Below are 24,983 nucleotides of genomic sequence, written 5' to 3'. Positions count from 1 at the left end.
GACGAGATAATTCAATTTGAAATCGTCATAAGGAAAACCCGCCGACTTTACCCTTGAATGAAAAATTAACAAATACAACCAAGGTCATAGCACGCTTCAGGCTTGCTCTACCTGTACAATGCCGTTGTCCCAAGACCATATGCGTAGATGCCGACAGCAAGCGCCAGACGCAAATACATCGCCACCGCTGCTTTACTGATCGCCATCGCCGTACCGGTGACTGCGAGTCTCGTTGCATTCTCCGAGGGCCTGCTGCGCCACGTTGCCCAGCGCTTTTCACCGGATGCCCCCAAACGCCTGATGATCTGGCAGCGACTGGTCAACGACATGCGCCATACCGATGCCCCAGGCGCAATCCAGCACGATGCCAGGGCGGAATCGCTGACCCTGCGCAAGATCAACAGCTTTTTCAACCAGGTGCCTTATTACCGGGACATGCAGCACTGGCGACAAGACGACTACTGGGCCACGCCGGTCGAAATGCTTTCATCCTACGGCGGCGACTGCGAGGACTATTCGATAGCCAAATACCTGTCGCTGAAGGAACTCGGCATCCCGATCGAGCGTTTACGCATCACTTACGTCCGCGCCAAGACTCTGGACGAAGCGCACATGGTGCTGGCCTATTACCCAACCCCGGATGCCGAACCTCTGATCATGGACAACCTAGTGCCCGAGCTTCGCCCCGCGTCGCAACGCCCGGATCTAGAACCTGTGTATAGTTTCAATGACGACGATCTGTGGCTGGCATCGGGCAATTCGCGCAAGGGCGGCGCCTCGAATGTCCGCCTGTGGCGCGAACTACTGGAAAAACTGGCCAAGGAAAAGGCGATGTGAATCGCCGCTTAGCCTTGCGCCAGCAAATCCTGACGACCGGCCGAATCAAGCAACTGGCGCAATTCTTTGGCAGCGCGTCCGCGGCTGTTGAGCAGCATGTTGCGCAACTCGGCCTGGCGTTCAATGCCCGCCTCGTTCCAACGAGCCAGAATGATGCCGGCAATCCGGATTTGTACACCGCCTTCGCGGCGACCATAAACCAATGCCCGATCAAGCGCCCCCCACATGGCAGCCGGATCCTCGCCCTTTTTGTGCAAAACCAGAGCAATATTGGCCCACGCATACGGTGCCATCGGCCGACGCACACTTGCCAGGCGATAGTGCGCCAGCACCTCGTCGAGCATGGCCCGCTCCAGTTCAGGCAGGCGGCTCGCCATCGATGCGCGCAAACCATATAGATAAGCCAGGTTTTCATGCAGGCCAGGATCACCCGGGGTGCGCTCAATCGCCTTGACCAGGGCGTTGCGGGCCTGGCCGATCTCGCGAATCTGCGGCTGCCGGCGAGCATCACGCTGCCAGCGTTCGATTTGCGAACGCGCCTTGAGACTGGCCAGATCGCCTGAGGCATGCCTGAGTGCGGTGTACGCCGAAATACTGCCGAACAGCATCAGCAGTGCGAGCAGTGCCACAAAACCGGTGGGTTTTGCCGTCAGTTGCATGGCAGGCCCAGAATTTCCGCCGGTCGCTGACTGACCATCTGCCAGGCAGCGGACTCGCCGACAATATTTGCGGCAGCGAGGAAGCCTTCGCGCAAGCGCGGCGGACGATGCTGAAGATTGTGCGCGTCGGTGGCGATCACATGTGCCCAGCCATTCTTGAGAATGAGCCCCGCCACCTGCTGCGAGACCTCGCCAAAACGCCCGGCAATCGACCCCGCGGTCAATTGCAGCCAGCATCCGGCCTCCAGCAAGCCAACCAGGCGATCTGGCTGGGCCATGATCGCCTTGTTACGCTCTGGATGCGCCAGCAATGGACGAACTTTCAATTGCCCGAGCTTCTCGATGAACTGCTGGCTACCGACCGGGATGGTCTGATGGGGAAATTCAAGCAGCATCACACGATAGCCGTCGACTTCGCCCAGAAATGGAATTTCGCCCTCCAGCAGCAACTCAAGCGATTCGATCCCCAAACGGACCTCGCCCCCCAACCTCAGCTGCAAGGGTATTCCGGCTGCCGCCAGCGCCTCCTGAAAGGACAGCAATCGCGGCAGTAACTCACTCCGGACATTGCCGTAACGACCAGGATGCACATGGGGTGTCAGCACGGAAACACGGATACCGTCCTCGACCGCCATCCGGGCCAGCGCCAGGCTGTCTTCCAATGTCTGCGCACCGTCATCCACACCGGGAAGCAGGTGCGAATGCAGATCGATCATGCCGGAGACTGCCTGAAAACAGACCGTATCAGGCCTTGCCGCTTTCTTCGCCATAGGTCACGCCGTAACCGCCTTGATACCCCTGGTAGCCGTAACCGCTGTAATCGCCGTAGTACTTGCCGGCCTTGGCCATGTCGAACTGGTTGAGTACCACGCCGAGAATCTGGCCATCGGCGCGACGAATCCGCTGGATACCCTTGCGCGCGACCTGGTAAGGCGTGGACTCGGCCTTGCTCACATAGATCGTTCCATTGGTCAGTGCGGCGATCACCAGCGCATCCGAGACCAGTTCAACCGGCGGCGAATCGATGATGATGACCTCGAAGTGCTTGCCCAGATGCTCAAGCGTTTCCTTGAAGCGCTGCGACAGAAGCAACTCAAGCGGGTTCGGCGGGATGCTGCCGGACGGCATCAACATCAGGCTCGAGCCTTCGACGGGCAACAGGCACTCCTGCAAGGTCGCCGAACCGGCCACGAAATTCGACAGTCCCTTGGCCCCGACGGGAATTTCCAGCCCCTTGGAAACCGCCGGGCGGCGCATGTCGGCGTCGATCAGCAGGGTTTTTTTGGTGTGTGCGTGCGCCATCGCCAAGTTGATCGAAAAAGTGGTCTTGCCTTCGCCCTGTAGGCTGGAGGTCACAAGTAGCGTGCGTCGCGGCAAATCGATACCTGACAGCAGCACGCCGGTACGTGCTGTCCGGATCGCTTCGGCATAAATCGACTGCGGCTGATCGAGGAAAATTCGTGCTGTCTTTGTTCGTACTACTTCTTCCTTACTGAGCAGAGGCAGCGTGGTCAGAATCGGCTGTTTCAGACGCACCTCGACATCTTCCGTAGTCTTAAGAGTGTTGTCGAGACGGTCGCGCAACAACGCGGCGAGCACACCCAGGAATATTCCGAGAGCGAACGCAATGACAACAATCTGCGCCTTTTTCGGCTTGATCGGCTTGTCGGCAATGACTGCCGGGTCGACAACGCGGGCAATCGGTGTTTGCAGGTCACCGGCGACGTTGGTTTCCTTGGTCCGCTTGATGAACATGTCGTACATTTGGCGATTGGCTTCAACCTCGCGCTCATAGATGCTCAATTCGCCTTCCTTGCGATTCAACACCTGGACCGATCCCTTGGCCGAACTCAGAACCCCTTCCAGGGTACTTTCCGTACCGCGCGCCACTTCGTACTCACGAATCACGCTGGCAACGATGGACTCCACCTGACGACGCAGGTTATCCCGCGCCGACGCCAGTTCGCTTTCTGCCTGGACATAACGCGGGTGCTCCTTGCCGTAACGCTGGCTGACTTCCGAAAGCTGACGCTCCGCAATACCCTCGGCTCGCTTGGCGTCGGCCACGATCGGATTGCGCAATACGGCCGGCAAGGTACTCAGATCGCTGCCCTTCGGCGCCGAACGGATTTGTTGATACGCCCCTTCCGCTTCAGCACGCTTCATCCGCGCCTCAACCAGACGCCCCATGACCTCTTCGATCTGACGCCCGGCACCGCTCTGGGTCACGCTCTTTAGGTCGACGATGCCCTCGCGCTCGCGAAATTCCTGCAACGCCTTTTCAGATTCGTTGAGTTTCATGCGCAAATCGCTCAACTGATCCTGCAGCCAGCCGCTGGCCTGGCGCGTCAGCTTGAAGCGGGCCTCCAGATCGGTCTGGATGTATACTTCTGCCGCCGTATTGGCGACCTGCGAAGCCAGAGCGGCATCGCTGGATTCGAAACTGACCTTGGCCAATTGACTCAGCCGGATAGGCTCGACGATCAGTTTCCTGGAAAAGTTTTCGTAAACTGCCTCGGCGAGCAATTTATCGGTCCATTCCTTCGGTTCGGCGCTGAACCCGATGGCAGCCCGCAATGTTCCCTCTTTCGGACGAGGATCGAATTCCTCGTGCTCCCACAATTTGAGTTTCTCGATCGTCCGGATGGCCACTTCGCGCGACTTGATGATTTCCACCTGAGTCTGAAAGTGCTCGCGGTTCTGCGAAATTCCGGAATAAACATCTTCGATCGACAGCAATTTGGACTTGTTCGCCTCGATCAGGACGGTTGCCGTTGAGCGGTATACCGGGGTCATGACCAGGACAATCACGACGGCAACCAGGGCCACAACCAGCCCGAAACCGATGATCTCCTTCTTGCGCTTGAGAATGCTGCGCCAGTATTCGAGCAACTCCAGTTTTTCTTCCCGATCCTCGGGATCATGGAGGAAAAGGGGTTTGTGGTTTTCGGAATCCGCTGCTGGAGATTGAGGCATGGCGCTCACTTGCGTCAAAACTGATGTGGGAATTTAGAAAAAGCTCTCGTCAACCGTGACGATGTCGCCGGGGAACACCAGGGTGTTCAGGTCGCCCCGCTGGGAGCGCTGAGTGACGTCACGCTCGCGGATGATGTAGATCTTGCTCAGGGAAGCACGTTCGCGGAAGCCACCGGCCAGCGATGCCGCCTTGCGCACGGTCAAACCCGGCTGGTACGGATAACCGCCCGGCTTCTCGACCATGCCGTTGATGTAGAAAGGCCGGTACTCGTCGATACTGACCGACACCTTCGGATTGACGAGGTAACGACCGCGTAGCGCATCCTCGACGGCACGCTCGAGTTCACCCATGGTCAAGCCGAACGCACGCACCTCGCCGATGGCCGGCAGAGAAACCGTACCCGCATCGGTCAGGCGGACCTTTTCCTTGCTCAAATCCTCTTCACCCAGTACCCGCACGGTCAAAATATCGCCGGAAGAAAGGCGATAGTTGGACAGACCGGTAATCGCCGCCTGAACGGCCAGCGGCGCTTCGGAAGTCAAGGATGGGACCGATTCGCTCTGCGCGTTGGTCTGGGCGCACGCCTGAGCCGCGCCGAGAGAAAAAACAAGTGCAATCAACCAACGAAACAACATCACCGGCACATCTCCCCTTCGGTTACAGGACAGCTTCGAGTGTCAGCATGAATACATCACGCTTGAAATCGAGACCATTCACGTTGGAATCACGCTTGGTCCGGTTCCAGTTGATCCCTGCCCGGAAGTTATAGCCAAGCTCGCGGTAGAACCCGACGCCATAGTTCTTGGTCGTATCGTCACGGATGATTCCGTTGTACTCGGAGCGAACCACACCTGCATTGACGTTGGAGGTCACATAGCTTGCCCACTTGTGGTCCCAACTGACCGTATAACTGCGGTTGTCGATGTAGTAGTTGTTAGCGCCGCTGCTCGAATCAGCGATGTCCTGAGCCGTCTGCAGATTAACCACTGAATAGGTCAGGGGCGCCCAGGAGATACCCGCCTCCCACGTTCCGCCCGAAGGGTCGCGCCGGTTTTTCGCATCGTAATCCTTGGAGGCGCGGCCGAGCTTGAGGACCCCGGTGGTCTTGGCAGTCATGTCCCAGGTCGCGCCGACCAGCAACTTGCGGTAGCTGTTGTCACTGGTGGATGCCGGAGAAATGTAATCGCTCCAGGTATTCCGCGCTTCGAACAGCATCGAGGTCTTCGGCATCACCCTGAAAAAGAAACGACCGGCAACCATGTGCATATCCACATCGGATGTCCGCGTGTTGATCCGGTTGTTGGTGTAGCGTTTCTGCATCCAGGAGGATTCCAGCTCAAGACGTCCGCGGGCCCCCGTTGCACCATAAATGGCAATCAGGCGAGCCACCGGAGCACGCCACTCATCCGGCGAATCGCTGGTATTGACACGATCCGTCGAACCGCGGGCATCGGAACGCCACTGATAGCCAACCCCCCAGCCGAGACGGGCACGCGTGGTGAAGTAATTGTCACCGGCCAGCCAGATGTCGTGATGGCGGAAATTGTCGTCGGTCGAACTGGTATAACGGCCAAAGTTGCCGGCATAGCTCAGCGTATAACGGTCACCGCTGCGCTTCATTTCAGCCACCACTTCCGGCCGCAGGATCACGATCTTGGAAGAGGTTTCATTGGTATCGGTACCGCCGACGTTGTCATTGTGACCGACAGCGAGACTGGCCGCGGGATAGACGAAGATGCCATTCTGGAAACGGATCGGTTTCCCTCTGCCGGCGTTGGTCAGGATGGCGCCCTGCTCCGGCGTACTGGCGCTGCCGATGCCGGCACCGGACAGTTCATAACCGGCACTCGCCGAACGTTGGGCGGCACCGGTGGAGACGTCTCCACCAATGACCGGGGCACGTGTCGCCGGCAGGTTCAACGAGGGAACAGCCACCTCGCTGGCTGGCGCCGCAGGGGTTGGGGCCGTCTCGGTCGCCGCGGCATTTCCCAGGATTCCCAGCATGAGGATCAACCCGATTGCAGAACGCGTTTCCATCGCATGCAAGATACACCTCCACTTATATTCCATTCAACCATGTCATGAACATGGCACACCGGGCGTGATCATAACCCGGCGACATAAGCGAGTCCACACGATGGTGCACTGCAAAAACACCAAAAATCAGTGTTTTAAAAACCAAACTCACACAAACGGATGAAATTCATTAAGCAATATTATTTTTGTTATATTTATTTTGACGGAAGTGCAACAGGTCAACGCTCAAGCCTTTACAGCCCCTGTGGATTTGCCGACTGCCAGCGCCAGGTATCGGCACACATCTCGTCGATCCCGCGGCTGGCTCGCCAGCCAAGCTGGGAAATGGCCAGGGCCGGATCGGCGTAACAACTGGCCACATCCCCCGGCCGACGGTCGACCAGGCGATATGGCACGGCGCGGCCGCTGGCCTTTTCAAAGGCACGAACCATCTCGAGCACGCTGTAGCCGCGGCCAGTACCGAGGTTGACCGTCAGTTCGCCCGCCTTGCGGGACAGGGCGTCCAGCGCCGCAAGGTGACCCAGAGCCAGATCGACGACGTGAATGTAGTCACGCACCCCGGTCCCGTCCGGCGTCGGATAATCGCTGCCAAAAACGGAAAGTTCCTGGCGCTGACCGACCGCCACCTGTGCGACAAAAGGCATCAGGTTGTTGGGAATGCCGTTGGGGCTCTCGCCGATCAAACCGCTGGCATGCGCCCCCACCGGGTTGAAATAGCGCAGGATGGCAATCCGCCACGACGGCTCAGCAACCAGCAGGTCGCGCAGCATCTCTTCGATGACCAGTTTGGTCCGCCCATAGGGATTGGTTGCCTGCAAAGGAAAATCCTCGCGGATTGGAACTGCGTGCGGATCACCATAGACCGTCGCCGAGGAACTGAATACCAGCCGGTGAACTTTGGCGGCACGCATCGCCAGCAACAGGTTCAGCGTCCCCGCCACGTTGTTTTCGTAATAATGCAGCGGCAGCGCAACCGACTCGCCAACTGCCTTGAGACCGGCAAAATGCACCACCGCCTCGATCTTGTTCTCGGCGAATACGCGATCCAGTGCCGCCCGGTCGCGAATGTCGGCCTCGACGAATGCCGGCCGGCAACCGGTGATCTGCTCGATCCGGTCGAGTACCCGCAGACTGCTGTTGCTCAGATTGTCGAGAATCACGACAGATTCGCCGCGGGACTGCAGTTCGACCACCGTATGCGAGCCGATATAGCCCGTTCCACCTGTTACCAAAATCATTGACGTTTCCTCACAACCAGGGGGTTTACACCGACTTTCCCAGCCATTTCAACAAGCGCTCGAAAAGCTGCTCAGGATAAACCGGTTTGGATAAATGTTCATTCATGCCGGCCTCAAAACAGGCTTGACGATCTTCTTCATAGGCATTGGCCGTCATTGCCAGAATCGGCGTATGCCGGTTGAGCGAATCGGCGCGAATGGCCCGTGTCGCATCGGCGCCGTTGAGATTCGGCATCTGCATGTCCATCAAGATGGCCGCGTAGGGATGGCGTCGCGCCATTTCCACCGCCTGCAGGCCGTCAACCGCCAGATCGACCAGCAATCCGACCTCCTCGAGCAGGCAGCACGACACCTCGCTATTGATCGGCTCATCCTCGACCAGCAACACCCGACAACCGGCAAACTCCCGACGCAACCGCAGCTCTGGCAGTTCATGCGGCAGTTCGACGGTGCTGTCGCCCGTCGTCGCCTGAAACTTCTGCAGCGACACCTCGAACCAGAACCTGCTCCCCTGCCCCAGCCGGCTTTCGACACCAATGCACCCACCCATCAACTCGACCAGGCGCCGGCTGATCGCCAGGCCCAGACCGGTCCCGCCATAACGCCGGGTTGTCGAACTATCGGCCTGTTCAAAGGAGTTGAACAAGCGCCCGATGTCTTCGGTAGCAATACCGATACCGCTGTCGATCACCTCGACACGGAGCAGGACATCTGTCGCAGTCTCCCGCAGTATCCGGAAATTGACCGCTACCGAGCCATGATTGGTGAATTTGATCGCGTTGCCGACCAGATTGATCAGCACCTGCCCCAGGCGCAACGGGTCGCCCAGCAGGAAATTTCGGCTTGCTTCGGGCAAAGGCGCCACGGTGAGTTGCAGGGCTTTTTCCTCGGCGCGATGCGCCAGCACGCTCGCCATGTTGTCGAGCACATCCTGCAGACGGAACGGCGTCAGTTCCAGAACCATCCGCTGCGCCTCGATCTTGGAGATATCCAGGATATCGTTGATCAAGGCCAGCAAATGCTGTGACGACTGCTTGGCCTTGGCCAGTTGCGAACGTCCGAGCGGATCGCTCATGCGCCGCCAGACCAGGTCGATCATGCCCATGATGCCGTTCATCGGCGTCCGCAGTTCATGGCTCATGTTCGCCAGGAAAGCACTTTTCGCCCGACTCGCAGCCTCGGCGGCCTCCTTCGCCTCCTTCAACTGCTCCGTCCGCTCAGCCACCAGCGCTTCGAGGTTGTCGCGATGCAACTGCAATTCCTGCTGCGCCTGTTTCAGTTCGGTGACATCGGTAATTCCGCCAAGCAAACCGGCGATGCTGCCATCCGCATGCAGAAAGGTGGCCTTGTGGAAGATCACGTGGCGCAAGCCTTCCGGGCGCTGAATCACCCAGTCGTAAGTCTGGGTGCCGGGACGCTCGAACAGCTCCGCATCCATGTCGTGATAGCGCTGGGCAATCTCGGGCGGCGCCATGTCGAACACCGACTTGCCGATGATTTCCTGGCGCGACTTGCCCAGCAGGCGCTCAAAAGCCTCATTGCACCCCAGATAACGCCCTTCGTTATCCTTGTAAAAGAAGGGTACGGGCAGGCTTTCGACCAAAGTCTGCATGAACAGGCCCTGGTTGCGGATTTGCCACCAGTAACGACGCAACATCCAGGCAGCGAAGACCGTCGCGATAAAAAACACAAGCAGCAACACCACGGTATGTCGCCGCTCACGCTGCCAGTCATCAAGGAAATCTCCCGGAGCCATCGCCACCGTCAGCATGAAAGGAGTATCCCGTATCTGCCGGAAGGCCTGGATGCGAACCACGCCATCTTCATCCTGAGTCTGGAAAAAACCGCTTTCGGCCTCGGTATCGAGCAAACTCTGCAATTCCTGCGACGTGCCGAGCGACCCCGGCATGCCGGCAGCGCCGTCCAGCGCCGGATAACGCGTCAGCAAGGCCTTGCTGCGATGACGCACTTCTGCAACGCCATGAGGCCCCAGACTCAACGGCGTCAGCAGGCGGGTAAAGTGGTCCAGGGTCACAGCCGCGGTCACTACCCCGGCAAATGCCCCGCGCTCATCGCGATACGAACGCGTGAATGCCACCACCCAGATTTTGGAGATGCGCCCCATCACCGGCTCGGCAACGATCAAGCGGGCCCCGGGTTGCGCCTGGTGCTCGGCAAAGAAAGGACGGTCAGCCAGTGACACCGGTGCTTGTCGATCGACCCCCTTGCCCCAGGTCAGCAAACCGTCGCGCGTACTCACGCGGAAGGCATCAACGGCCGGATGGCGCGCCAGATGCAATTGCAGCACCCGCTCGATCGCCTCATCGGACAAACCGCCGACCAGGGCTTGCGATTCCAGGACATCGACGATGCTCAACAGGCCCAGATCGATGCGCCGAACCGAATCGGCCATCCCCAGTTCAAGCACAGCCGCAAGATTGGCAGCATTGCCCCGGACCTCTTTCAGCACCCGCGTCTGGCTCGCCTGCAGGCTTTGCACCCCGACCGTCACCATCACCAGATTGAGCAGCAAAACGCCAACCACCAGCCAACGCTGGAATCCGGATGCGACTGGAAAAGCCCCCGAGCGCGCGTCGGGCGAGGACGAAAGGAACATTCAGGAAACCGGGATCGACCCGGTCAGTGACGAAGAAGCGAGATTATTGCACTTTCATGCAGGTTTCAGCCGGGTATGATCAAGCCATGCCGAACTGCTCACGATCCCCCATGCACACTGGCCGGCTTGCCAGCACCATCGCCGGACTGCTGCTGACCACGCTCGCCCCGCTGGCAATGGCGGCGAGCTGTGCCGATCTGCCGCCCAGCCAGGTCGAGGTCATCCTGCTGGAAACCCCGGCAAGCCGGAACTTCAGTTACAGCTACCGGCAACTCCGCGGCCTGACCGAAGACTACAACCGCCGTGACATCGAAACATTGGGCCTGGCCCGGGGCACGGCCAGCGCGCGCTTCGAGGTCAAGGGACAGATCCTTCAGGCCGATGGCAGACAAACCGAATGCGCCAGCTTCAACATCAAGCTCAGTTACGGCTTCAGCCCGATCGTCGTCTATGTAGGCCGCGAATTCCCTCCCGGTACCTGCGCACACGATGAAATATACCGGCACGAACTCGAACATGTCGAAGCCTACCGCCAGCATGCGCGGGCGCTACACGAAGAAATCACCCAGCAGCTCAAGCGACGCTTCGAAGGCGGTCCACCATGGCATGGCGAGCGCGGCGAAACGGGGCAACGCCTGCAGCGCGAACTCGATGAACGCTGGCTTCCCTACATTCACCGGCTGCTCGACAAGGTCAAGCTTGCCCAACGCAAGATAGACTCACCAGAAGAATATGCCCGCATTGGCGACAGTTGCGATGGCGAAATCAAACGCCTGCTCAAGCAACCCGCCCGCTGAAATTCTCCCGGATTACTGCAACTGGTACACCGCCCCCTCCGGCGGCGCCTGCACACCCATCACGGCATCCGCCTCGACGAAGCTGCCGCGTTCGACGTCGAGCACCAGTACCTTGCCAGCCTCGATCAGGTAGTGCCAGCCATGCAGGAACAGGCGACCGGTTTCGACGCCCTGGCGGACCATGGGATATTCAAGCAAGCGTTCAAGCTGCAGGACCACCGAGCGTTGTTCGGTGCGCCGTAACGCTTCCTCGCTGACGCTTACCGGCAGTACGGCTGGTCGGGCGAAGTCGAGCCAGGCATTGAGATTGGGCAGGGCTAGGTCGTGATCGTCGTAGAGTGCCCGGATGGCACCGCAATGACTGTGGCCGCAGACGACAATGTCGCGCACACCGAGCACGGCCACCGCGTACTCGACGGCAGCAGCCGTACCATGACCGACATGCTCGTCACTCCAGATCGGCACCAGGTTGCCGACATTGCGCACCACAAACAGTTCGCCCGGCCCTGCACCGGTCAGCAGATACGGCACCACGCGCGAATCGGAGCAGCCGATGAAGAGCATGCGCGGATGCTGGCCATTCTTGACCAGAAGGCGGAAATGCTCGCGATAGCGGGGAAAGAAACGCCGTTCGAAACGGTTCAGTGATTGCAGCAGATCGTCCAAGCTCACTCCTCGGTATGCACGGTCAGCAACGGCATGCGCTCGCTCAGGTCGTCGCCTGGCGTGACGAAAATTTCCTCAACCGTCCCCGCGTAGGGCGAAGGAATATCGAGCGCGACCTTGCCGGTTTCGACGACCAGAACGTCGTCGTCGACCGCCACCCGGTCACCCGGTTTGACCAGAATTTCGAGAATGAACACGCGCCCGTTGGCGCAGGCGCCGCAGCTGCTCCAGCACTCCGGATAGCGCGGCATGTAGATCGTTCGACGCATCGCCGGCTCAGCGGAAACCGTGGTCGATGGCGTACACCGCCGCCTGCACCCGACTGGTGATGTTCAGTTTCTTGAAAATGTTCTGCACGTGGATCTTGACCGTGCTGTCGGCCAGATTCAGCAACTGGGCAATTTCCTTGTTGCTATCGCCGCGGGCGATGTGCGAAAGGATTTCCCGCTCGCGCGGCGACAACGGGTTTTCGTCCTCTCCCTTGGCCGCCTTGCGCCCGGGATTGCGGACGCCTTCGACGAGTTTGCTCGACATCTCCGGGCAGACCACGGTTTCGCCATGCGCCGCCTGGCGGATGGCGGCAACCAGGGCTTCGGTGTCGATGTTCTTCAGCAAATAACCCCGGGCCCCGGCACACAGGGCATCGATCAGGTCTTCGCCATCCTCCGAAACGGTCAGCATCAGGACCTGCGCCCGGATTTTTTCGGCCACCAATATCTTCAGCACCTCGACCCCGGAAATGCCCGGCATGTGGAGATCGAGCAGGATCACATCGGGATCGAGGCTCTTGGCGAGTTTCACCCCGGCCATCGGGTCGCCGGTTTCACCCAGCAGGACGAATTCCTCGTAACGGCGCAGCAGCGCGATGATGCCGCTGCGAAACAGGGTGTGATCGTCGATGATCAGCAGGGACAGTTTATTCACTTCACGCTCCCGGACTTGAGAAATGGCGCAGCAGGAGGACGATCCTTGTCCCCTCGCCCACGCGCGACTGGATCTGCACTTCGCCGCCGATACGCGCCGCGCGCTCGCGCATGATGCTCAGCCCGACATGATCTTCAGAGCGCGATGCTTCCGGCACGAAACCGACACCGTCGTCCTCGATGACGATGCGGATGCGCGCGCCTTCATGTTCGAAACGCACAGCCACGTGCTGGGCCCCGGCATGCTTGCGGATGTTGGAGAGCGCTTCCTGGACGATGTGGATGATCTGGATGCCCTCGTCCTCCGCCACCTGCAGCAGACCGACCTGGCGTTTGAAGTTGACGGCCATGCCGGTCTGTACCTCAAAGCGTTGCAGCACCGTCATCAGCGCCGTTTCCAGGTCGGCGTGGCTGGCCCGGGTACGGAAATGCACCAGCAGTTCGCGCACGTCGTCGTAGCTTTCCTGCACGCCGTTGCGGATGCGCTCGGCAACCTCCTGCGCCTCGGCGGTTTCCTCATGGCGCAACGAGTCCTGCAACAACTGGGTCTGGATGTTCAGATAGGCCAGGCCCTGGGCAATCGAATCGTGCAGCTCCTGGGCCAGCAGGTTGCGTTCTTCGTAAACCGCCGCTTCCTTTTCGCGACTGCGCAGACGCAGGTTTTCGATGGCCACGCCGAGGTGCTTGCCGAGAATGTCGAGCAAGGCCATTTCCTGCGGGGAAAACTGCCGTTCCTGGCGGTAATAGAGGTTGAACACGCCGACGACCTGCTTCTGGCAGACGATGGAAAACGCGCTGGCCGTGCGAAAGCCCTCGTGCACGCAGGTTTCCCGACACATCAGCGGCGGCGGATTGGCGGTATCGATCTGCTGCGACTGCCCCGAACTGAGAACCGCACCGCACAGGCATTCGCCGCAGCGCAAGCTGCTTTCCTCGGCGACAAAAGCGGCCGACAGCCCCTCGTGGGAAACCGGTTCCATGAATTCGCTATCGCGCCCGAGCAAACGGATCATGCAGGCGTCGGCCCCCATGGCCACCCGCACGCGCCGGCGAAACCCATGACAGATGTCCTGCAGCCCGACCGGCTCATTGAGAAAGGCCGTCGTTTCGTAGAGGACGCTCAGTTCCTGATTGCGCTCGGCCAGCGTCCGGGTCTTGCTGGTCACACGCTCTTCCAATGTTGCGTACAAATTCTGCAGATGCTGAACCATCTGGTTGAACCCCGATGCCAGGGCACCGAATTCGTCCCGGGACTCGAGCGGCAGGCGGACGCTGAAGTCGTCGCCCAGCATGCGCTTGATACCGCCGTGCAGGAGATCGACCGGGCGGATGACCTGGACGAAGAAGAAGCGGATCAGGATCAGGGTGCCCAGCACGGCCAGGATGATCAGGCCGACCTGCAACGTGCGCAGCAGATTGGTGTTGAATGCGTAATTGCGTTCCATGGCCTGGACCAGGCTATCGATCTGCGCAACGAAATCGCGGACTGAGGCCTGGTAGGACTGGAAGGCGCGGGTCTGCAATTCGACATCGTCGGCCCGGTCGAAATCGGCAAGCAGCGGCACGATGCGCTCGCGCCAGTCCTGTTCGACGCGCTCCAGTTGCTGGCTGATCCGGTTGTCGCGCGGCGGCGCCAGCGGGCGCAGCGGGTCGCCACGACGCAGGTCGGCCAGGATGTGTTCGAACTCCCGGATTTCCCCGGCCAGATTCGCCTGCTGGCCGGACACCGGCTCGGGATGCTGGAGCAGGTTGCCGATGCGGTAGGAGCGCATGCGCAAACTCCCGGCGTCGTTGATCGCCGCCGCACCGCCTTCGAGCTTCCAGGAAATGAGCAGCGTCATGCCGACAGCCAGCAAGGCCACCAGGAAGAACACGGTGAGGATACCGATGATCTTGTTGGCGAGCTTTTGCTGGCTGTCAGGCATGTCGCTGCACGTCCCTGTGTTGGTGATGAATCAGGCCCGACGTTTGGCCCGGACGATCTGGTAAGCCCGCCCGAGGTAGTTCACCGGTGCCGTCAGGACATGCACCAGGCGGGTGAAGGGAAAGACCAGAAAGACGGTCATGCCGAAGAACAGATGGGTCTTGAAAACCGAATCCACATTATCCAGCAATTCCGGTTGCGGGTTCAGCGTCAGGATGCTCTGCACCCAGTTGGCCAGCGCCAGCATGACTTCCGGGTTGCCGTGGTTGGCGTGACCGATGGAGACGGGAATGGTCGCCAGGCCGAGCAGCAGCGTCAGCATCAGCCAGCTCAGGACGAACATGTCCGAACCGCGCCCAGCTGCCCGCACGCGGGCATTGGTCAGACGACGGAACCACAACGCTAGGCCGCCGAGCAGCATCATGCCGCCGAACACCGTACCAGCAATGATCGCCAGCCACTGGTGCTGCATGTCGGAGACGCCGAGCGCCAGCCACAGGCCGTGCGGCAATACCAGGCCGGCGAAATGCCCGGCGAAGATGGCCAGGATGCCGATATGGAAGAAATTGCTGGCGAAGACCATGCCGCCCTTCGACAGCAACTGCGTCGAGTCCGTCTTCCAGGTGTATTGCTCCCGGTCGTAACGGATCCAGCAGCCGATGACGAAGACGGTCAGCACGATGTACGGATAGACCGCAAAAACGAATTTCGAAAGATTCATGTTGCTCTCCTCAGGCCGCCAGTTTCACCAGCGAGCCGAATTGGTTCACGACGCCGATCAGACGGGCATACGGGCTGGCCGCCTTGTCCAGGTTGTCGGCGATCACGCCGAGCACCTTGCCGGCGTCGCCCAGGAAAACGCGGGCTTCGTCGACCGCCAGCTCGGAAACGAACTCCAGCATCAGCGGCAGGAAGTCCGGCAACTCCTTCTCGTCGTGCTGGTAGCCGTAGCTCTTCAGGTACTCGGTCAGATCGATCAGTGCCGGGCCGCGCGTCTTCTCCTCGCCAAAAATGTGGTGAGTCAGATGCAGGCTGTGTTCCGGCGTCAGGTCGAAGGTCTGCACGTAATTGGCCTGGACCACGGTCGCCTCGTTGTCGAGCAGGTAGTCGATGACGTAGGCGACGCCAAGGTGGTTCTCGGCGCTGAGCAGCCCCTGTTCGTCGAGATTCTCGACCAGGGTCAGCGCGCTGCCGGCCTGCGCGACTTCGCGGCGCAGTTCAGCAAGCAAGGCATCATCCGGGTAATCGAGCAGTGCCGAAAGCAGTTTGAAAATCAGCATGTCCGTCTCCTCACTTCTTCTTGGCGGCCAACGGCGCCGGTTCGCGGGGTTCCATGCTCTCGGTCCGGCGTTCCGGGAAGAGCGCAAAGGGCGACTGACCGTTGGCCGAGTCGTTGCCGAAGCTGAAGCCGTTCTGCCCCTGGAAGCCGTGGTAATCGTCGAGCGAGATTTCCTGGTGCGAGGTCGGAATGACGAAACGGTCCTCGTAATTGGCAATCGCCAGATAGCGGTACATCGCCTTGGCCGTGTCCTCGTCGATACCAGCGGCAGTCAGCGGGCGGATGTCCGGCGTGCCTTCGACATTGACCGAGCGCATGTAGGAACGCATGGCGATCAGGCGGTTGAGTGCCGAGACGATGTATTCCTCCTTGCCGGCGGTCAGCAGGTTGGCCAGATACTTGACCGGCAGGCGCATCGCCGAGGCCTTGGGAATGACGCCGTCGGCTTCGGTCGGCAGGTTCTTCTGGTCGATCTGCGACTGCACCGGGGACAGCGGCGGCACATACCAGATCATCGGCAGCGTGCGGAATTCCGGATGCAGCGGGAAGGCGATCTTCCATTCGACGGCCATCTTGTAGATCGGCGACTTCTGGGCGGCGTCGATCCACGACTGCGGCACGCCGTCGGCCAGCGCCTGCTCGATGATCTTCGGGTCATTCGGATCGACGAAGAGGTCGAGGTGGGCCTTGTACAGATCCTGCTCGTTGTCGGTACTGGCGGCGTCGAGGAGTTTGTCGGCGTCGTAGAGGATGATGCCGTTGTAGCGGATGCGACCGACGCAGGACTCCGAGCACACGGTCGGCAGACCCGATTCGATGCGCGGATAGCAGCCGATGCACTTCTCGGCCTTCGACGATTCCCAGTTGAAGAAGACCTTCTTGTACGGGCAGCCCGAGATGCACATGCGCCAGCCGCGGCAACGATCCTGGTCGGCAACGACGATGCCGTCCTCCTCGCGCTTGTACATCGCCCCGGACGGGCACGAGGCGACGCAGGCCGGGTTGATGCAATGGTTGCAGATGCGCGGCAGGTAGAGGTGGAAGGTGTTCTCGAACTGCTTGTACATCTCCTTTTCCATGTTCGAGAAATTGCTGTCCTTCGAGCGCTTCTCGAATTCACCGGCCAGGTCGTCTTCCCAATTGGGGCCCCAGGTGATCTTGTCCATCTTCTCGCCGGTGATCTGCGACACCGGCCGGGCTGTCGGCGCGGCTTCAGACAGCGGCGCGTTCTGCAGGCGGGCGTAGTCGTAGGTGAAAGGCTCGTAGTAATCGTCGATCTCGGGCATGTTGGGGTTGGCGAAGATCTGGACGATCTTTTTCAACTTGCCGCCGGCCTTGAGTTCGAGCTTGCCGTTGAGCTTGGTCCAGCCACCCTGCCATTTCTCCTGGTTTTCCCAGTTCTTCGGGTAGCCGATGCCGGGCTTGGATTCGACGTTGTTGAACCAGGCGTATTCGATGCCCTTGCGGTTGGACCAGACGTTCTTGCAGGTCACCGAGCAGGTATGGCAGCCGATGCACTTGTCGAGGTTGAATACCATCGCGAATTGTGCGCGAATTTTCATGTTGATCTCCTAGATTGCGTTCGCGATTACTTGCTGCCGACACCGACCGGATTGCGCTGGGCTTCGCGTTCCGGGGTCAGCGGACGTTCCAGCCAGTCGATATCGCGGTCCTCGACCTTGTGCAGCACCACCTGCTCGTCGCGGTTGCAGCCGACCGTGCCGTAGTAGTTGAAGCCATAGGCGAGCTGGGCGTAGCCGCCGACCATGTTGGTCGGCTTGACGACGACGCGGGTGACCGAGTTGAGGATGCCGCCGCGTTTGCCGGACGACGGCGAACCCGGCACGTTTACGTTCTTCTCCTGGGCGTGGTACATCAGCGCCATGCCGCGCGGGACGCGCTGCGACACCACCGCCCGGGCCATCGTCGCGCCGTTGGCGTTGATCGCCTCGACCCAGTCGTTGTCGGCCAGGCCGATCTGCCTGGCGTCGTCCTCGGCGATCCAGATGTAGGGACCGCCGCGGAACAGCGTCAGCATGCGCAGGTTGTCCTGGTAGCTGGAGTGGATGCCCCACTTCGAGTGCGGCGTGATCCACGACAGCGTCAGGTGCGGCTTGCGGCGCACACTGTCGGGGACGGTTTCATGGGCCTTCAGGTCGACCGGCGGCTTGAACACGCAGAAGCCTTCGCCGAAGTCGAGGAACCACTCGTGATCCTGGTAGAAGTGGGCGCGGCCGGTCAGCGTGCGGAACGGGATGTGCTCGTGGATGTTGGTGTAGCCGGCGGTGTAGGACACCGTTTCCGACTCGATCCCCGACCAGGTCGGCGCGGTGATGATCTTGCGCGGCTGGGCGACGATGTCGCGGAAGGTGATCTTGTCCTCATGGCGGCCGGCGTACAGGTGATGGTGATCGAGGCCGGTCTTCTGCGACAGCGCCGACCACGACTTGTGGGCAACCTCGCCATTGGTTTCCGGCGCCATGCGCATCACCGAGTCGCAGACGTAGATGTCCTCTTCCAGCGACGGCATGCCCTTGGACACGCCATCGACCTGGACGGTCTTGTTGAGGACGGCGAGTTCCTTGTATTCCTGCTCGGTGTTCCAGTCGATGCCCTTGACGTTGTTGCCGAGCTTGGTCATCAAGGGGCCGAGCGCGATGTACTTGTTGTAGGTCTGGCCGTAGTCGCGCTCGACCAGGCGCAGCGCGGCCATGGTCTTGCCCGGGATCGGCTCGCACTCGCCGCGCTTCCAGTTCTTGACCTGACCGAAAGGCTGGGCCAGCTCCATCGGGGAATCGTGCTGCATCGGCAAGGCAACTAGGTCGCGCTTCTTGCCCAGGTGCTTTTCGGCAAGTTTGGAGAAGGTCTCGGCAATCGCCTTGAAGATCTGCCAGTCCGACTTCGATTCCCAACCCGGCGTCACGGCTTCGCCCAGCGGGTGGATGAAGGGGTGCATGTCGGTGGTATTGAGGTCGTTCTTCTCGTACCAGGTTGCCGTCGGCAGGATGATGTCGGAGTAGGCGCCGGTGGAATTGAGGCGGAAGTTGATGTCCACCATCAGGTCCAGCTTGCCGACCGGGCCGTCTTCCAGGTAATTGACCTGGCTGCAGGCGGCGCCATGGGTGCCCTCCTGCATCACGCCGTTCTGGGCGCCGAGCAGGTGCTTGAGGAAGTACTCGTGGCCCTTGGCCGAGGTGCCGATCAGGTTGGCGCGCCAGACGAACAGATTGCGCGGCCAGTTGACCGGGTTGTCCGGGTCGGCGAAAGCAACGTCGAGCTTGCCGCTCTTGAGTTCTTCGACCACATGTTTGGCGATGCCGGCCTCGTCGGTCGCACCCTTCTTCTCGGCTTCAGCGACCAGATCGAGCGGATTGCGGTTGAAATGCGGCGCCCCCGGCAACCAGCCCATGCGCACCGCATCGACGTTGTAGTCGGCGAGCGTGTAGCCCTTGTACTTGTTCTTACCGGCGGGCGACAGCAGTGCATCGGCATCGACCGTTTCGTAACGCCACTGGTCCGTGTGGAAATACCAGTACGAGGTCGAGTTCTGATGCCGCGGCGGCCGTTGCCAGTCGGTGGCGAAGGCGATCGGCGCCCAGCCGGCCTGCGGGCGCAGCTTTTCCTGGCCGACGTAATGCGCCCAGCCGCCGCCGGTCTGGCCGACACAACCGCACATGTGCAGCAGGTTCATGATCGACCGGTAAGTCATGTCATTGTGGTACCAGTGGTTGATCGCCGCGCCCATGATGACCATCGACTTGCCGCGAGTCTTCGACGCGTTCTCGGCAAACTCGCGACCGGTACGTTCGATGTCGGCGGCCTTGACGCCGGTCACCTTAGCCGCCCAGGCCGGGGTGTAGGCGACATCGGCATCGTCGTAGGATTTGGCGACGTTGCCGCCACCCAGCCCGCGATCGATCCCGTACTGGGCAATCTGCAGGTCGAACACACTGGTCACCAGTGCTTCCTCGCCATTGGCCAGCTTGACGATGCGGACCGGTACATTGCGCAGGATCAGCGTCGATTCGCCATTCTCGAAATGCGGGAAGCCGACGCTGACCACGCCGTCGCGGCGCTCGATGCAGCTCAGTTCGGCTTCGATCTCACCACCGGCCGCCTGTTCGAGCAGGTTCCATTTGCCGTCCTCGCCCCAGCGGAAACCGATCGAACCGTTGGGCACGACGAAGGACTGGCGCTTGCTGTCGAAGACCACGGTCTTCCACTCGGGGTTGTTCGCTTCGCCGAGGTTATCGACGAAGTCGGAGGCGCGCAGGTTGCGGTCGGACACCCAGTTTTCGCCATGCCGGCGCAGCATCACCTGCATCGGCATGTCGGTGTACTTGCGGGCGTACTCCAGGAAATAGGCGTCCTGGCGGTCGATGAAGTACTCCTTGAGCGCGACGTGGCCCATGGCCAGGAAAGCCGCCGTGTCGGTGCCCTGGCGGACCGGCATCCACAGGTCGGCGAACTTCACGTACTCGGCGTAGTCCGGCGCCATCGAGACGATCTTGGCGCCCTTGTAGCGGACTTCGGTGGCGAAGTGGGCATCCGGCGTGCGCGTCATCGGCAGGTTGGCGCCGGTGATGATCAGGTAGGTCGAGTTGTACCAATCGGCGGCTTCCGGCACGTCGGTCTGCTCGCCCCAGGTCTGCGGCGAGGCGGCCGGCAGATCGCAGTACCAGTCGTAGAACGAACCGCAGGCGCCACCGATCAGCGACAGATAGCGCGAGCCGGCGGCATAGGAAATCATCGACATCGCCGGAATCGGCGAGAACCCGTAGATGCGGTCCGGGCCCCATTTCTTGATGGTGTAGATGTTGGCGGCGGCGATGATCTCCTTCATTTCCTCCCAGCCGGCACGGACAAAGCCGCCCAGGCCGCGCACGCCGACATACTTGATGCGCTTCTGCGGGTCGTTCTGGATTGCCTCCCAGGCTTCGACCGGGTCAAGGCCCTTGGCCCGCTCGGCGCGGTACAGGTCGAGCAGGCGACCACGGATCATCGGGTGCTTTATCCGGTGCGGCGAGTACAGGTACCAGGAGAACGAGGCGCCGCGCTGACAGCCGCGTGGTTCGTGGTTGGGCAGGTCCTCGCGGGTGCGCGGGTAATCGGTCTGCTGCATTTCGAAGGCAACCAGGCCGTTCTTGACGAAGATCTTCCACGAGCAACCGCCCGTGCAATTGACGCCGTGGGTCGAGCGGACGACCTTGTCGTGCCGCCAGCGGTTGCGATAGGCATCCTCCCATTGGCGATCCTCGTTGGTGACGACGCCGTGGCCCTTGGCGAAGGTGCTCTGGACCTTGCTCAGAAATTTCAGGCGGTCAAGAAAATGACTCATGTTGTGCTCCTCGTTTGGCGACCTGCCCCAGGCCGCGGGGTTGATTGCAGAATGCGGTGATGGTGATGAAACGGCTCAGGGGTTGTGGATGTAGGCGTTCTTGCGCAGGTAGAACCACCAGTTGATGACGACGCAGATGGCGTAGAAGATGGCAAAGCCGTACATCGCGTTTTCCGGAGTGCCGGCCTTGATCTGGCCGCCGATGACCACCGGCGCGATGAAGGAACCGTAGGCACCGACCGCCGAAGTCCAGCCGAGCACCGGCCCACGCTGGTCCTGGTCGAAGACGAAGCCGACGGTTCGGAAGGTCGAGCCGTTGCCGATGCCGGAGGCGGCGAAGAGGACGATGAACAGGCCCATGAACAGGAAGAAATAGTCTTCCGGCGTCGCCGACTGGTAGGCCAGGTGCATGACGTAGCCGGTGGCGGCCGAGGCGACGACGAGCACCAGCGAGATCACCTGGGTGACGATGGACCCGCCGAGCTTGTCGGAAATCCAGCCGCCGAGCGGACGGATCAGCGCGCCGACGAAGGGGCCGATCCAGGCGTACATCAGCGCCGACGGTGCATTCGGGTTGCGCGCATGGACCCAGGCCTGGGTCGCCGGATCGAAGACATGTGTGTTGCCGAAGATGACCGTGATCGACAACGGCAGCGCCATCGAGAAGCCGATGAAGGAGCCGAAGGTGACAACGTAAAGCGCGGTCATCGACCAGGTGTGCTTGTTGCCGAAAATGGCGAACTGCTTGCCCAGGTTGGCCTTCATCTCGCCGGTGGCCAGCGCCTTCATGGCAAACAGCGTAGCGACGATGACCAGGACCACCACCGCCCACATGTTGAGCAGGCCGAGGCCGCTCGGTGCCGGCAGGTAGAGGTAGAGGCCGAGACCGGAGACAACCAGCGCCAGGCCGTAGAAGACGACGACCCGGCCGAGCGCGGCGGCGGTCGAGCCGATTGCCGGCGAAACGGTGAGCAGGTTGTTCATGCCGAACCAGCCGACGACGGCCAGCGGCACCAGCAACAGCAACCAGACGAAGCCGGCGTTCTGGATCCAGGTCGGCGTGCCGGCGACGATCTTGCCGATCAGCGTCGCCGAATCCTTGACCAGCGGAATCGGGTCTCCGCCCAGCGCGCCGAACAGGCTGACGGTCATCACCGCCGGAATCAGCAACTGCATCGTGGTCACGCCGAAATTACCGAGACCGGCGTTGAGCCCGAGCGCCGTTCCCTGCTGACGCTTGGGGAAAAAGGTGCTGATGTTGGACATCGAGCAGGCGAAGTTGCCGCCGCCAATCCCGGACAGCAGCGCCATCAACTGGAAGACCCACAGCGGCGTGCTCTTGTCCTGCAGTGCCAGACCGGTGCCGATGGCCGGAATCATCAGCAGCGCGGTGGTCAGCCAGACAGTGTTGCGGCCACCGCAGATACGGATGAAGAAGGACGCGGGAATGCGCAAGGTGGCGCCGGACAGGCCGGAAATGGCGGCAATGGTAAATAGCTCGTCCGGCGAGAACGGAAAGCCGGCATTGGCCATCTGCACGGTGATGATCCCCCACATCAACCAGATGGCGAAGCCGCAGAGCAGGCTGGGAATCGAGATCCACAGGTTGCGGTTGGCGATGCGGCGACCGGTGGTCTGCCAGAATTTTTCGTCCTCGGGCCGCCAGTCGACGATGTCGACCGAACTGGTGACCTGGGGGCGGGTGGATTTTTGCTTGTTCATTGAAACTCCCCGTTCTGATCATTCAAGGTTGTCGGCACCGACGCGCGCTGGGCGGCCGCGGACCAAATCGGCATCACGCACCTCGGTCCAGTACATCCAGATCAGCGAGACCCAGACGACGCCGTACAGCAACATGAAGCAGGAGGACCGCACGCCGGTCAGGTCGACCAGGGCGCCGAACATGATCGGCAGCAGGAAGCCGCCCAGGCCGCCGGCCAGACCGACGATGCCGGAGATGACGCCGATGTTCTTCGGGTAGTCGTCGGAGATGTACTTGAACACTGAGGCCTTGCCGACCGCCATGGCGACACCGACGACGAACAGCAGCGCGGTAAAGACGTATTCGTTGAGATGGATTTCGTAGGTCTGCGGTCCGCTGACCGTCTTCACCGTGAACTCGGTCTGCGGGTAGGACAGGATGAACAGGCAGATCCAGCACACCCAGAGCACCCACCAGGTCACCTTGTGGGCGCCGAACTTGTCCGAGAACCAGCCGCCAAGCGCTCGCAACACGCCGCCAGGCAGGGAAAAACAGGCCGCCAGGAAGGCCGCGCTCTTGAGGTCGAAGGCGTATTCCTGGACGTAGTACTTGGTCATCCACAGCGCCAGCGCGACATAACCGCCGAAGACGATCGAGTAGTACTGGCAGATTTTCCAGACGTTCGGATCCTTCAAGGCGCGCAGCTGCTGCGCGACGGTCACCGTCGAACTGACCCGGTGCGCCGGATCGCTGTAGGTGAACACGAAGAAGGCCAGCGCCGTAACCAGCATCATCACGGCAAAAACCGTCGGCACCATGGTCCAACCGTAGGCGACGACGATCGACGGGGCGAGCAACTTGGTCAGCGCTGCGCCGGCGTTGCCGGCACCGAACACGCCCATGGCGAACCCCTGGTTCTGCTTCTCGAACCAGCGTGCGCAGTAGGCGATGCCGACCGAAAAGGAGCCGCCGGCGATGCCGACGAACAGGCCGGCGACCAGCAACTGCCAGTATTCGGTGGCCTGGCCGATCAGATAGATGGGCACTACGGTGCTCATCATGATGCCGAAGAACACCGGCCGACCGCCAAAGCGGTCGGTCATCATGCCCAGCGGCAGGCGGATCAGCGAGCCGGTCAACACCGGCATGGCGGCGAGGATGCCGAACTGGGTTTCGTTGAGGCCCAGTTGTTCCTTGATCGGGATGCCGATCACGGCAAAGATCATCCAGACCATGAAGCAGACGGTGAACGCCAGCGTGCTCATGGTCAGTACGGACAATTGCTGCATTTTTCTGCTTGTCATGTTCTTGTCTCTCCCTCCGGTTTTTCCGTTGGGTGAAGATTAAGAACTTGGGCGTCTGCAGCCCATTCGCCATTCGCCGGTATACGGGAGATAAAAAACGGTAGGCGGAGTAGTCATTTGGAACTAGCCCGAAGGTGCCCCGCTCCCTTTGATACGCATCATGGTTTCCGACACCCCGCTAAAACGAGAATCGCTCCACCTCAATAACAAGGAGTAATTTCATGAGCGGGGTATTTACCAAATCAATGGCCAGGAACATCTTCTATGGGGGAACGGTGTTCTTCTTCCTGGTCTTTCTGGCCCTGACCTTCGATTCGCATCGCGAATTTCCCAAGCGCGACAACAGCCAGAACCTGACGCCGGAGGTCATCGCCGGCAAGAAGATCTGGGAAACGCGCAATTGCATCGGCTGCCATACGCTGCTCGGCGAAGGCGCCTATTTCGCGCCGGAACTGGGCAATGTCTACCCACGTCGCGGTCCGGACTTCATCAAGGCCTGGATGCAGGCCCAACCGACCGGTGCCCCCGGTCGCCGGCAGATGCCGCAATTCCACCTGAGCGACACGGAACTCGACCAACTAGTCGCCTTCCTGAAATACACGTCGGAAATCAACACCGCCAACTGGCCACCCAACATCGAGGGTTAAGCCCGGACCACATTCCTAAAGCGGTATAAATTCAGGAG

The 24,983-nt window shown here is 60.7% G+C and carries 20 protein-coding genes; 3 read left to right on the top strand and 17 right to left on the bottom strand.

Annotation, left to right across the window (positions count from 1 at the left end; translation table 11 throughout):
• Positions 1-147 precede the first annotated feature (147 nt).
• Complete coding sequence (locus tag Q0799_RS01445; RefSeq protein ID WP_298393405.1) at positions 148-837, top strand: transglutaminase-like cysteine peptidase; 690 nt, start codon at positions 148-150, stop codon at positions 835-837.
• 8 nt (positions 838-845) lie between these two features.
• Here Q0799_RS01445 and Q0799_RS01440 read toward each other — a convergent pair whose 3' ends face one another.
• The 7 genes from Q0799_RS01440 to Q0799_RS01410 all read right to left on the bottom strand — a co-directional run bounded on the left by Q0799_RS01440 (position 846) and on the right by Q0799_RS01410 (position 10,365).
• A complete protein-coding gene (locus Q0799_RS01440; RefSeq protein ID WP_298393404.1) occupies positions 846-1,496 on the bottom strand; it encodes a hypothetical protein in 651 nt (216 codons plus the stop codon).
• The gene (locus Q0799_RS01435) at positions 1,487-2,212 is read right to left on the bottom strand and encodes a CpsB/CapC family capsule biosynthesis tyrosine phosphatase (RefSeq protein ID WP_298393402.1); all 726 of its coding nucleotides are present in this window, start codon (positions 2,210-2,212) and stop codon (positions 1,487-1,489) included. Before Q0799_RS01435 ends, Q0799_RS01440 begins: the two co-directional genes overlap by 10 nt.
• Before the next feature lie 28 nt (positions 2,213-2,240).
• On the bottom strand, positions 2,241-4,472 hold the full coding sequence (locus tag Q0799_RS01430) for a polysaccharide biosynthesis tyrosine autokinase (RefSeq protein ID WP_298393400.1): 2,232 nt from the start codon (positions 4,470-4,472) through the stop codon (positions 2,241-2,243).
• 33 nt (positions 4,473-4,505) lie between these two features.
• Complete coding sequence (locus tag Q0799_RS01425; RefSeq protein WP_298393398.1) at positions 4,506-5,015, bottom strand: polysaccharide biosynthesis/export family protein; 510 nt, start codon at positions 5,013-5,015, stop codon at positions 4,506-4,508.
• 115 nt (positions 5,016-5,130) lie between these two features.
• On the bottom strand, positions 5,131-6,510 hold the full coding sequence (locus Q0799_RS01420) for an outer membrane beta-barrel protein (protein WP_298393395.1): 1,380 nt from the start codon (positions 6,508-6,510) through the stop codon (positions 5,131-5,133).
• 233 nt (positions 6,511-6,743) lie between these two features.
• The gene (galE, locus tag Q0799_RS01415; RefSeq protein WP_298393394.1) at positions 6,744-7,748 is read right to left on the bottom strand and encodes a UDP-glucose 4-epimerase GalE; all 1,005 of its coding nucleotides are present in this window, start codon (positions 7,746-7,748) and stop codon (positions 6,744-6,746) included.
• A 25-nt stretch (positions 7,749-7,773) separates the two neighbouring features.
• Positions 7,774-10,365 carry an ATP-binding protein gene (locus Q0799_RS01410; protein WP_298393392.1) on the bottom strand — a complete coding sequence of 864 codons (2,592 nt, stop codon included), beginning with the start codon at positions 10,363-10,365 and terminating at the stop codon, positions 7,774-7,776.
• 110 nt (positions 10,366-10,475) lie between these two features.
• Here Q0799_RS01410 and Q0799_RS01405 point away from each other — a divergent pair, with 110 nt between their 5' ends.
• The gene (locus tag Q0799_RS01405; protein ID WP_298393390.1) at positions 10,476-11,162 is read left to right on the top strand and encodes a hypothetical protein; all 687 of its coding nucleotides are present in this window, start codon (positions 10,476-10,478) and stop codon (positions 11,160-11,162) included.
• A gap of 12 nt (positions 11,163-11,174) precedes the next feature.
• Here Q0799_RS01405 and Q0799_RS01400 read toward each other — a convergent pair whose 3' ends face one another.
• The 10 genes from Q0799_RS01400 to Q0799_RS01355 form a co-directional block, all read right to left on the bottom strand.
• Entirely contained in the window at positions 11,175-11,828 is a 654-nt protein-coding gene (locus Q0799_RS01400) for a carbonic anhydrase (protein WP_298393387.1), read from the bottom strand.
• A 2-nt stretch (positions 11,829-11,830) separates the two neighbouring features.
• A complete protein-coding gene (locus tag Q0799_RS01395) occupies positions 11,831-12,097 on the bottom strand; it encodes a biotin/lipoyl-containing protein (protein ID WP_298393385.1) in 267 nt (88 codons plus the stop codon).
• 7 nt (positions 12,098-12,104) lie between these two features.
• Complete coding sequence (locus Q0799_RS01390; protein ID WP_298393383.1) at positions 12,105-12,752, bottom strand: response regulator transcription factor; 648 nt, start codon at positions 12,750-12,752, stop codon at positions 12,105-12,107.
• 1 nt (position 12,753) lies between these two features.
• Positions 12,754-14,676 carry a type IV pili methyl-accepting chemotaxis transducer N-terminal domain-containing protein gene (locus Q0799_RS01385; RefSeq protein WP_298393381.1) on the bottom strand — a complete coding sequence of 641 codons (1,923 nt, stop codon included), beginning with the start codon at positions 14,674-14,676 and terminating at the stop codon, positions 12,754-12,756.
• A gap of 30 nt (positions 14,677-14,706) precedes the next feature.
• Positions 14,707-15,396 carry a respiratory nitrate reductase subunit gamma gene (narI, locus tag Q0799_RS01380; RefSeq protein ID WP_028994812.1) on the bottom strand — a complete coding sequence of 230 codons (690 nt, stop codon included), beginning with the start codon at positions 15,394-15,396 and terminating at the stop codon, positions 14,707-14,709.
• Positions 15,397-15,406: 10 nt separating this feature from the next.
• On the bottom strand, positions 15,407-15,955 hold the full coding sequence (narJ, locus tag Q0799_RS01375; RefSeq protein WP_298393378.1) for a nitrate reductase molybdenum cofactor assembly chaperone: 549 nt from the start codon (positions 15,953-15,955) through the stop codon (positions 15,407-15,409).
• Between the two features lie 10 nt (positions 15,956-15,965).
• The gene (gene narH / locus Q0799_RS01370; protein ID WP_298393376.1) at positions 15,966-17,516 is read right to left on the bottom strand and encodes a nitrate reductase subunit beta; all 1,551 of its coding nucleotides are present in this window, start codon (positions 17,514-17,516) and stop codon (positions 15,966-15,968) included.
• A gap of 26 nt (positions 17,517-17,542) precedes the next feature.
• Positions 17,543-21,292 (bottom strand): nitrate reductase subunit alpha, encoded by a 3,750-nt coding sequence (locus Q0799_RS01365; RefSeq protein ID WP_298393374.1) that lies wholly within the window; start codon positions 21,290-21,292, stop codon positions 17,543-17,545.
• Between the two features lie 75 nt (positions 21,293-21,367).
• Positions 21,368-23,014 carry an MFS transporter gene (locus tag Q0799_RS01360; RefSeq protein ID WP_298393372.1) on the bottom strand — a complete coding sequence of 549 codons (1,647 nt, stop codon included), beginning with the start codon at positions 23,012-23,014 and terminating at the stop codon, positions 21,368-21,370.
• 18 nt (positions 23,015-23,032) lie between these two features.
• Positions 23,033-24,298, bottom strand: coding sequence for a nitrate/nitrite transporter (locus Q0799_RS01355; RefSeq protein WP_298393370.1), 1,266 nt, complete (start codon positions 24,296-24,298; stop codon positions 23,033-23,035).
• 221 nt (positions 24,299-24,519) lie between these two features.
• On the opposite strand from Q0799_RS01355, the gene Q0799_RS01350 reads away from it, so the two are divergent.
• Positions 24,520-24,945 (top strand): cytochrome c, encoded by a 426-nt coding sequence (locus Q0799_RS01350; protein ID WP_298393368.1) that lies wholly within the window; start codon positions 24,520-24,522, stop codon positions 24,943-24,945.
• Positions 24,946-24,983 lie beyond the last annotated feature (38 nt).

It is taken from the genome of uncultured Azonexus sp. (assembly GCF_937982035.1).
In the GTDB taxonomy this organism is placed as follows: Bacteria; Pseudomonadota; Gammaproteobacteria; order Burkholderiales; family Rhodocyclaceae; genus Azonexus.
This window is presented reverse-complemented; position numbering and strand designations above follow the sequence as displayed.